This window comes from Catenibacterium sp. UBA627 (assembly GCF_002299355.1).
Lineage (GTDB): Bacteria > Bacillota_I > Bacilli_A > Erysipelotrichales > Coprobacillaceae > Catenibacterium > Catenibacterium mitsuoka.
Window position 1 is genome coordinate 1083 of the sequence record NZ_DBPF01000126.1, and the last position, 10084, is coordinate 11166.

The window sequence follows — 10084 nt, forward strand, 5'->3', positions numbered from 1 at the left end:
GTACGATTACAAGCTAAACTTGATAGTAGGAACCCCACGGGCTTGCCCGTGGGAGTAGTCAGAAAGAAGAAGGACCGCTCTTTGATCATGATATTATTACAGCATGGAAGAATAGCGATTTTATGCGTTTCTTAACCTTTGATCCACTCTTTATAGAAGCTGCATCTGAATGTGGACTGAGATCATTTCAAATCATGGCAGGTGCTTTAGATCAAAAAAAGATTAAACCACACTATTATTCTTATGAAGGTCCATTTGGAGTAGGTTATGGTATATGTGGCTTTGAAATATGTGGCGAAGATTTAACACGTGATATAGGAAACCAATATAAAAAGAAGATGCAGGAAGAAGTTAAGAAGATCAAAGAACATGAAGATAACTATGTCAGATTGGCTAGAACCACAATAGAACATTATGTGAAAGAGAAAGTAGAAATCATTCCAGAAGTCACAGAAGAGATGAAAAGACGTGCAGGTGTCTTTGTATCTATTCATGAAGAAGGGCGTTTAAGAGGCTGTATTGGTACCTTTATGCCTGTACAGGATAATATTGCCTTAGAAATAGTACATAATGCGATCAGTGCATGTAGTGAAGATCCACGCTTTGATCCTATTACAGAAGAAGAACTAGATAATCTCGTTATCTCAGTCGATGTATTAGGAGAAATAGAACCAGTAGAAGATATCAGTACATTAGATCCTCATATCTATGGTATTATAGTATCCCATGGTTCTAAAAGAGGTTTACTCTTACCTGATTTAGAAGGTGTGGATACAGTGACTGATCAGATTCAGATAGCTTGTCATAAGGCAGGTATTCATGAAGGAGAGAAGATCAAGATAGAAAGATTCAAGGTGATCAGACATGATTAGATGTGATTTATGTCCTCATCATTGTGTATTAAAAGGAGGACAGACAGGATTCTGTCATCAAAGAATGAATAAAGAAGGAAGCATAGTACTTAAAGATTATGGTGCTATTACATCACTGTCTTTAGATCCTATTGAAAAGAAGCCTCTCTATCATTTTTATCCAAATACAAAGATTCTATCTGTCGGTTCTTATGGCTGTAATATGAAATGTCCTTTCTGTCAGAACTACACCATATCACAGGATAAAGGCTCTTCTGTACAGGTGCATACAACACCTGAAAAACTTGTTGAAGTCGCCTTAGATCTCAAAAAAGAAGGGAATATCGGTATTGCGTTTACTTATAATGAACCACTGATCAGTTATGAATTTATTTGTGATACATTTGTATTATGTAAGAAGCATGAATTAAAGACTGTTATAGTCTCTAATGGAATGATAGAAGAGAAATATATAAAGGAGTTATCTCCTTTAGTAGATGCATGGAATATTGATTTAAAAGGATTTAAAGAAGATATTTATAAGAAATTATCAGGTGACTTAAACACAGTAAAAAAGAGTATTTACCATGCTTCTACAAGTCATCTAGAAGTAACTTCTTTGATTGTACCTGGTATCAATGATAATCTCAAAGATATGGAAGAAGAAGCAAAGTGGTTAGCGTCTATTGATCCGAATATTGTGTTACATATCACACGTTATTTTCCCGAGTATCATTATCATGAATCTCCTACATCTATAGAACTTATTGACCAAATGGTAGAAGTAGCTAAGAAATATTTAAAGAATGTATATAGAGGTAATTGTTAGATGTTTAATGAAGAAAGAATTAAAAGCTTTAGTACAACAGATATGCGTATATATAACTATATATTGAAGCACAGCATTCAATTTCCTTATATGAGTATAAGAGAACTGGCAGAGGAGATTCCTACATCTACAGCTTCTATTATGCGCTTTGTGAAAAAGATGGGATATGACAGTTTTCCGGAATTAAAATATGCTTATAAGAAAGAAGAAAAAGAAGTCTCTCTTTATATGGTGAATGACTTAGATGAAACTATTGACTGTTTAAAGAAGTTCAATACCCCTTATTATCAGGATTTATTCAAAGAAATCGCATATATACTAGGTGATGCGAATATGATTATTTTTGATGGTATGGGAGATTCAGCTAAGATTGCAGAATATGCAGCAAGACGCTTTTCTGGTAATGGTTTCTTTAGTGCTGCCTTAACAGATCCATACCAGAAGGTATCTATGGATGGGACTGATATAGTTGTCGTTATGTTGTCTATCTCAGGAGATACTGTAGAACTTATTAGAAAAGCCAATGATTATAAAGCAGCAGGCAGTACTTTAATCACAATTACTGCCTCAGACGATAATACACTCGCAAAAATGAGTGATTATCATATCAGCTATTATATTAATGATGTAAGAAATGAACTTTCTTCCCATACAACTCAGGTACCTGCATTAAGCATTATTGAAATACTTTCTAATATGACATTGCATATGTGTCACAATACGTTACAATAGTGAAACATTTTGCAGATAATGCATACTATTCAAGAAGGGCTTCAAGCCCTTTTTTTATTTGTGATCCTCTGATAGAATCAATTGCGGAAAACGAAATCGTTTTCAACATCGGCCGAACAAAATAAGAAGAGGAGAAACAAAATGGAAGCAATTCAAAACTTTATGGAACGTTACTTCGTACCATTAGCTGCAAAAATCAATGGTCAGCGCCATGTGGCAGCCGTGCGTGATGCGTTCACTTTATCATTCCCACTCACAATGGGTGGTTCAATGGTTTTACTTATTAACTATGTATTATTAGATCCTAGCGGATTCATCGCAAAATTACTTCACTTAGGTGATTTAATTCCAAACTTAGCTCAGTATCAGGCTATCTTGAGTTCTGTTATCAATGGTACTACTAATATCTTATCAATTCTTATCGCATTCTTAGTGGCTTATCAGTTAGCTCAGGAAATGGGTGGAGATAAAGTATTATGTGGTATCACATCTCTTTCAGCTTTCTTTATTCTTTATCCTGCATCTCAGGCATTTGCAGGTAAGAATGCAGGAACTGGTTTAACAACTACTTACTTTGGTGCACAGGGATTATTCGTTGCATTATTAGTAGGTCTATTAACTGCAGAATTATTAACTCGTTTTGGTAGAAATGAAAAGTTAAGAATCAAGATGCCAGAAATGGTACCACCTGCAGTAGCACAGTCATTTAATTTATTAATCCCAATGATGTTAGTACTTGCAATCATGGGTGTATTAAACTACTTATTCTCAATGATTACTCCTGAAGGTATTCAGGTTGTTGTTTATAACGCTATTCAGGCTCCATTAACATCTCTTGGAAGCTCTATGGGTACAATTATTGTATTTGTAGTAGTTCAGCAGTTCTTATGGATTGTAGGTATCCATGGTCCAAACACTTTAAGTGCTTTACGTTCAGTTATCTTTACAGAACAGCAAAACGCAAACTTAGCTTATGTTGCAGTTCATGGTTCAGCATGGGGTGCACCTTATCCAGTAAACTGGGTTTCAATCAACGATGCATTTGGTAATGGTGGAGGATCAGGCGCAACACTTGGTTTAATCATTGCAATGTTTATCGTAGGTAGAAAGAATAAAGGTGAATACTCTATTTGTAAGATGTCATTAGCTCCAGGGCTATTCAACATCAATGAACCAATCATGTTCGGTTTACCAATCGTTATGAACCCAATGTATGTTATTCCATTCATCTTAGCACCAATCGTATGTGACCTAATCGGTTATTTCTGTGTATGTGTCATTAAGATCATCCCACCAGTCGCTTATTCAGTTGCTTGGACAACTCCAGGATTCTTAACACCATTCTTAGGATCAGGTGCCAACAATGTTATGTCATTAGTTATCGGTATTCTTTGCTTAATCGTAAGTACAATTATCTACTTACCATTCGTTGCAGCAAGCACAAGAGCCGCTATCAAGAAAGAAGCAGAAGAAGCAGCAGGAGAAAACAATGCGTAAAGACTTCTTATGGGGTGGAGCAGTTGCTGCACATCAGGTAGAAGGTGGATTTAATGAAGGTGGTAAAGGACCAAATGTCTCAGATATGATGACAGTTGGTTCTGCCACTACTCGTAGAAAGATCACTAAAACAATTGAACCTGACGAGTTCTATCCAAATCATACAGCGATTGATTTCTATCACCACTATAAGGAAGATATCGCTTTATTTAAAGAAATGGGATTTAAATGTTTTAGAACATCTATTTCCTGGGCAAGAATCTTCCCAATGGGAGATGAAGAAACACCAAATGAAGAAGGTTTAAAGTTCTATGATGATATGTTTGATGAACTATTAAAGAATGGTATTCAGCCAGTCATCACATTATCACACTTTGAAATGCCTTATCATTTAGTTGAAAAGTATGGTGGATGGAGAAACAGAAAGATGATTACATTCTTTGTAAGATTCGCAAAAGTATGTTTCGAAAGATACCACAATAAAGTTAAATACTGGATGACTTTCAATGAAATCAACAACCAGGCGAACTATGAAGCAGACGTAGCTGTATTTACTAACTCAGGTATTATATTTGAAGAAGGTGAAGACAAAGAACGTACTGTTTATCAGGCAGCACATTATGAGCTTGTTGCAAGTGCGATGGCTATTAAAGAAGGACATGCTATTGATCCTTCTATGATGATCGGATGCATGATTGCGATGACACCTATTTATCCATATTCTTGTAATCCAGATGATATGTTGAAGGCAGTAGGCGCTAACCATAAGCGTTTCTGGTATATGGATGTTCATGCAAGAGGACGTTATCCAGGTTATATGAAGTCTTTCTTTGAAAGAAAGAACTTCAATCTAGATATTACTGAAGAAGACTTAGCTGTTCTTCCTCAGGGTACAGTAGATTATATTGGATTTAGTTATTATATGTCATTTGCGGTTAAGGGTGATGGAGATGTCAACCTTGACTATAATGAAGAAACAGATTTATGTGATAACCCATATATTTCAAAGACTGAGTGGGGATGGCCAATTGATGCGAAAGGTTTAAGATATAGCTTAAACTGGATGTATGACCGTTATAACCTTCCTCTATTTATTGTAGAAAATGGCTTCGGTGCAGTGGACCAGATGGTAGATGGAAAAGTACATGACCAGTACCGTATTGATTACCTTAAAGCGCATATCGAAGAAATGAAGAATGCAGTAGATATTGATGGTGTAGACTTATTAGGTTATACTGTATGGGGATGTATTGACTGTGTTAGCTTTGGTACGGGTGAAATGAAGAAACGTTATGGTTTCATTTATGTGGATAAAGATAATGCAGGTCAGGGAACACTTGCAAGAAGCAAGAAGGATTCCTTTGAATGGTATAAAAAAGTAATAGAAAGTAACGGAGAAAAATTATGAAAAAATACTTAGTTCTAGATGTTGGTGGCAGTGCTATTAAATATGCAGTAATGGATGCAGAAAAGAATATATATGAAAGAGGTAAAGTGCCTACTCCCTTAGATTGCCTTGATTCATTTGTAAATAGCGTTGAATCTCTATATAATACATATTCTGATGTATCTGGTATTGCGATGAGTATGCCAGGAAGAATTGATCCTAATAAAGGTTATTGTTTCACTGGTGGTGCTTTAACTTATATTCATGATATAAACATGGCAGAATTACTATCTGAGCATTGTGGTGTAAGAGTCACAATTGGTAATGATGCAAAATGTGCTGCTAACGCAGAACTAGGTTTTGGCAGTCTTCGAGATATTCAGGACGGTGCTGTAGTGATTCTTGGCACAGCTATTGGTGGTGCTTTAATTAAGGATCATAAGGTATTAAGCGGATGTAGATTTGGTGCAGGTGAATTTTCTAATATCATCACTGATTACCATAAGCCATATGATGGTGATACATCTTGGTATGCAAGTAATGGAATCAATGGATTATTATTACATATCCAGGAAGCATTAGAAACAGAAGAGCATTTTACAGGTGAAGAAATCTTTGAAATGGCAAATAATGGAAATGAGGCTGTTTTAAAAGGATTAAATCAGTTCTGTTTAGAAACTGCAGTGCAGATCTACAACATCAATCAGATCTTTGATTGTGAAAAAGTGGCTATTGGTGGAGGTATTAGTGCACAGCCATTACTATTAGAACTTATCAAAAAGAATTTTGATGAAATCTATAATTCATGTTATGCAAGCACATTGCCACCAGAAATCGTAGTTTGTGAATATCGTAATGATGCGAACTTAATAGGTGCTTTATATCAACACTTAAATTAATAAAGGAGGATGATAAGATGTGGAATAAATTAAGAAATGAACCTGTGAATAAAACAGGTTATATCAAACGTATAATTGCTTATGGTATTGATTGGTATTTAGGAAGTGTCTTATCATCACTTCCTCTTATTCTGTTATATATGTCTCTTCATAAGGATGCTGTCTATATTCCTCAGCAGTTATCTATATTTAAGGGATATTATCAAGTAATTGCAGGTGTTCTTTCACTTTCAGTTGCATTTGTGTACTATGTAGTATTACCTATAATTTGGAAAGGACAGACTTTAGGTAAAAAACTATTAGGATTAAAGATTGTGAATGACGACTATCAAGAAGTGAATGTGAAACAACTGATCATTAGACAGGTTATTATGATCTTCTTAGTAGAAGGAAGTATTTATACATGCAGTAATATGTTTCATCAATTAGTCAATGTATTAACTGGATACAATATTGCCTCTATCTGGAATAAAGTAGGACTCGTTATTACTATATTATCTGGAATACTTGTGATTATCTTAAAGTCTAAGAAATCATTACATGATATTGTCTCACATACACTTGTTGTAGACATCAAGTCAGAAGATTATAAGAATATGTTGTTGAGTATTGAAAAGAAAAATAAGAAACAGAATAAGAAAATGAAAAAGAGATTTGCATAAAGTATGATAAAATACCTTTTGGAGGTATTTTATGGTTACGGCAGACCAAATGAATCAATTAAGTGATTTAGAATTAGATATTTACAACTACATCATCTCTCATCGTTATGAAGTGATTCATATGAAACTTAAAGATTTATCTACAGATCTTCATGTATCTTCTTCTATGATTACAAGAGTAGCTAAAAAACTTGGTTATGAAGGATTCTTAGAATGGAAAGCAGAAATGAAACTGGATCAGGAAGATAAACCTATACAAAATAAACGTGCTTTAAATTATATTCTTGATTATTTTAATCGAGTAGATAATAAAGAGTTTGATGATCTTATTCATCAAGCTGCTGAAATAATTGTGAACAGTCACGAGGTAATCTGTTCTGGCATTGGCCTAAGTGATGCGATTGCGAAGTTTGCGGCTTCTTTATTTAATCGTAAGGGAAAACGTACAATGTATATTGGAGACTTCAGTAGCCGTTTTAGGGGGATGTATGATCAAAATGACTGTGCTTTTTTCTTCACAGTTTCAGGAGAAACAAGAGAAATCATTGATCGTATCAAAGACTTAAAAAAATATGATATTAAGATTATTGTGATTACCAATAGTGCCTCTTCAACAGCTGCAAAGATGTCTGATTTAGCTCTTACGTATTATATGCCAAGTACTAAAAATGGTGACTTTTATAGTTCAGCAACACAGGTGCCTGTTCTCTATATTATTGAGTCTATTGCGAATCTATTTATAGAATATGGAATTTACTAAAGAATGCTTGAAAGGCATTCTTTTATTTGTTTTAATACTCATATGTTATGATATGAAAGAGGGACGCTATGAGGGAAAATCTAGAAAAGTATGGCGAAGTCATTGCCGGAAGTATTTTATTATCTTTAGGAATCTGGTTGTTTGTAACACCTAATGGCTTGAACTTTGGAGGTGTAATTGGTACATCACAGATTATCGAAGTTTTTGTAAGAAAACTTCTACCAATTCCTAAATCAATGAACATTGTAGGGATCATCAACTTTATGATTAATATTCCATTATTTATTATGGGATATAGAATCTTGAACAGAGAATTCTGTGTTAAAACAGGTATGAGTGTTGTTGTACAGACTATTACATTATCTTTCTTACCTAACTTAACACATCCAATCATGCCCGATATGTTATCTAACTGTATCTTCGGGGCTATTATGTGTGGCGTTGGTGTAGGACTTGCCCTCAAAGGTAGTGGTAGTGCAGGTGGTATTGACATTGCGGGTGTATGCTTATCTAAGACTAAACAAGGATTCTCAGTAGGAAAGTTATCAATAAGTTTGAATGCAGTTATTTTAACTTGCTGTGCATTTATCTTTGATTTACAGACTACACTGTATTCTATTATCTTTGTATTTGTATTGTATTTCATTAGTGACCATATCCACTATCAGAATATCAATGTGATAGCATTAATCTTCACTAAAGAAAAGGATATGAAGAATGTGATTATGGAAAAGACAGGTAGAGGTGTAACTTACTGGATGGGTAAGGGTGCTTATACAGAAAATGATCAATATATTCTTTATTGTGCAATCAATAAATATGAAGTGAAAACATTTAAGAAGATTGTACATGATATTGATCCACAGGCATTTGTGACTATTAGTGAGGATTCAGAAATCCTTGGTGGATTTGAAAAACGTCTATAGACAAATTAGATTGAATAAGGCAGATAAATTGACCTTGACAACATATTTATTTATTGTCTATAATACTTGAGTAAAAGCTATGAACAGAAGAGTAATATCGATGGAACGCAGAGAGAATTCCTGGCTGGTGTAAAGGAATGGGGAAGTTGATATGAATAAAGACTGGGAGCTGTATTTTGGATCTGATGTGATAAAATAACGTGTTGCCGCGTTAAGGCTTAATGAGGTCTACTTATGTAGATGAATAAGGGTGGTACCACGGTTAACTCTCGTCCCTAGCGGATGAGAGTTTTTATATTCTAAAGAAGGAGAACACACATGGAAGAAAGAAAGTTTACTGATCAGGAATTAGTAAGAAGACAGAAGTTACAGGAACTTAAAGATCTTGGAATTGATCCATTTGGACAGAGATTTGATGTGACTGCTTATACTTCAGATATTAGAAAGAACTATAGCGGTAAGACTGCAGAAGAATTAGAAGAAAGCAAACCAGCTGTAAGTATCGCAGGTCGTATTGTTGCAAAGAGAAGAAAAGGTAAAGTATGCTTCATGAACCTTCTTGATAGAGATGGAAAAATCCAGTTATATATCAAGAAAGATACTGTTGGTGAAGATGTTTATGAATTAGTTAAGAAGAGCGATTTAGGTGATATTATCGGTATTGATGGTGAAGTATTCATGACTCATACTGGTGAATTAACTGTAAGAGTAGAAAAGTATACACACCTTACTAAGGCTTTAAGACCTTTACCAGAAAAGTTCCATGGTTTAACAGATACTGAAGAACGTTTCAGAAGAAGATATGTTGACTTAATCATGAATGATGAAGCACGTAAAGTAGCCTTCATGAGACCTAAGATTGTACGTTCAATCCAGCATTATTTAGATGACAAAGGTTATACAGAAGTAGAAACACCAATCATGAACTCTATTCTTGGTGGTGCTGCAGCTAAGCCTTTCATCACTCATTTCAATGCATTAGATAAAGATTTCTACTTAAGAATCGCAACAGAATTAAACCTTAAAAGATTAATCGTAGGTGGTATGGATGCTGTTTATGAAATCGGTCGTTTATTCAGAAACGAAGGTATGGACAGAACTCATAACCCAGAATTCACTACTATCGAAGTATATAAAGCATTCTCTGACCTTGAAGGTATGATGGACTTAACAGAAGGTATCATTGCGAATGCCGCAATGACTGTCAATGGTACTTATGATGTAGAATACAAAGGTCATTCTATTTCATTAGCACCTGGATTCAAGAGAATCTCTATGGTTGATGCAATTAAAGAAAAGACTGGTGTAGACTTTGGTGAACAGAAGACTTTTGAAGAAGCTAAGAAACTTGCTGAAGAACATGGTATTGAAGTAGAACCACATTTTGCATATGGTCATATCGTCAATGCATTCTTTGAAAAGTATGTAGAAGAAACAATTGTAGAACCAACATTCGTATATGGTCATCCAATTGAAATCTCTCCACTCGCAAAGAAGAACTTACAGGATCCTCGTTTCACTCAGAGATTCGAATTATTCAT

10 protein-coding genes and 1 other annotated feature are annotated in these 10084 nt (G+C 34.7%); all 10 genes read left to right on the top strand.

Translation table 11 applies throughout. From position 1 onward, the window contains the following. Window positions 1-122 precede the first annotated feature (122 nt). A complete protein-coding gene (gene amrA, locus B2S90_RS08655; RefSeq protein ID WP_286696887.1) occupies window positions 123-872 on the top strand; it encodes an AmmeMemoRadiSam system protein A in 750 nt (249 codons plus the stop codon). Beyond that, window positions 865-1680, top strand: coding sequence for an AmmeMemoRadiSam system radical SAM enzyme (amrS, locus tag B2S90_RS08660; RefSeq protein ID WP_286696888.1), 816 nt, complete (start codon window positions 865-867; stop codon window positions 1678-1680). The genes amrA and amrS overlap by 8 nt, the downstream gene beginning before the upstream one ends. After that, window positions 1681-2412, top strand: a complete 732-nt coding sequence (locus B2S90_RS08665; RefSeq protein WP_055233336.1) for a MurR/RpiR family transcriptional regulator — start codon at window positions 1681-1683, stop codon at window positions 2410-2412. Window positions 2413-2553: 141 nt separating this feature from the next. Beyond that, entirely contained in the window at window positions 2554-3909 is a 1356-nt protein-coding gene (locus B2S90_RS08670) for a PTS sugar transporter subunit IIC (protein ID WP_278778618.1), read from the top strand. Continuing rightward, window positions 3902-5317: a 6-phospho-beta-glucosidase gene (locus B2S90_RS08675; protein ID WP_055233338.1), complete on the top strand. Its 1416-nt coding sequence runs from the start codon at window positions 3902-3904 to the stop codon at window positions 5315-5317. The genes B2S90_RS08670 and B2S90_RS08675 overlap by 8 nt, the downstream gene beginning before the upstream one ends. Beyond that, on the top strand, window positions 5314-6195 hold the full coding sequence (locus B2S90_RS08680) for an ROK family protein (RefSeq protein WP_055233339.1): 882 nt from the start codon (window positions 5314-5316) through the stop codon (window positions 6193-6195). The genes B2S90_RS08675 and B2S90_RS08680 overlap by 4 nt, the downstream gene beginning before the upstream one ends. Window positions 6196-6212: 17 nt before the next feature. Continuing rightward, entirely contained in the window at window positions 6213-6857 is a 645-nt protein-coding gene (locus B2S90_RS08685) for an RDD family protein (RefSeq protein ID WP_055233340.1), read from the top strand. Window positions 6858-6888: 31 nt separating this feature from the next. After that, a complete protein-coding gene (locus tag B2S90_RS08690; protein WP_278861008.1) occupies window positions 6889-7617 on the top strand; it encodes a MurR/RpiR family transcriptional regulator in 729 nt (242 codons plus the stop codon). Window positions 7618-7685: 68 nt separating this feature from the next. Beyond that, the gene (locus B2S90_RS08695; RefSeq protein ID WP_055233342.1) at window positions 7686-8543 is read left to right on the top strand and encodes a YitT family protein; all 858 of its coding nucleotides are present in this window, start codon (window positions 7686-7688) and stop codon (window positions 8541-8543) included. A 70-nt stretch (window positions 8544-8613) separates the two neighbouring features. After that, window positions 8614-8823: a binding site (T-box leader), on the top strand. Between the two features lie 38 nt (window positions 8824-8861). Then, on the top strand, window positions 8862-10084 hold a 1223-nt coding region (lysS, locus tag B2S90_RS08700; protein WP_286696889.1), incomplete at its 3' end, for a lysine--tRNA ligase.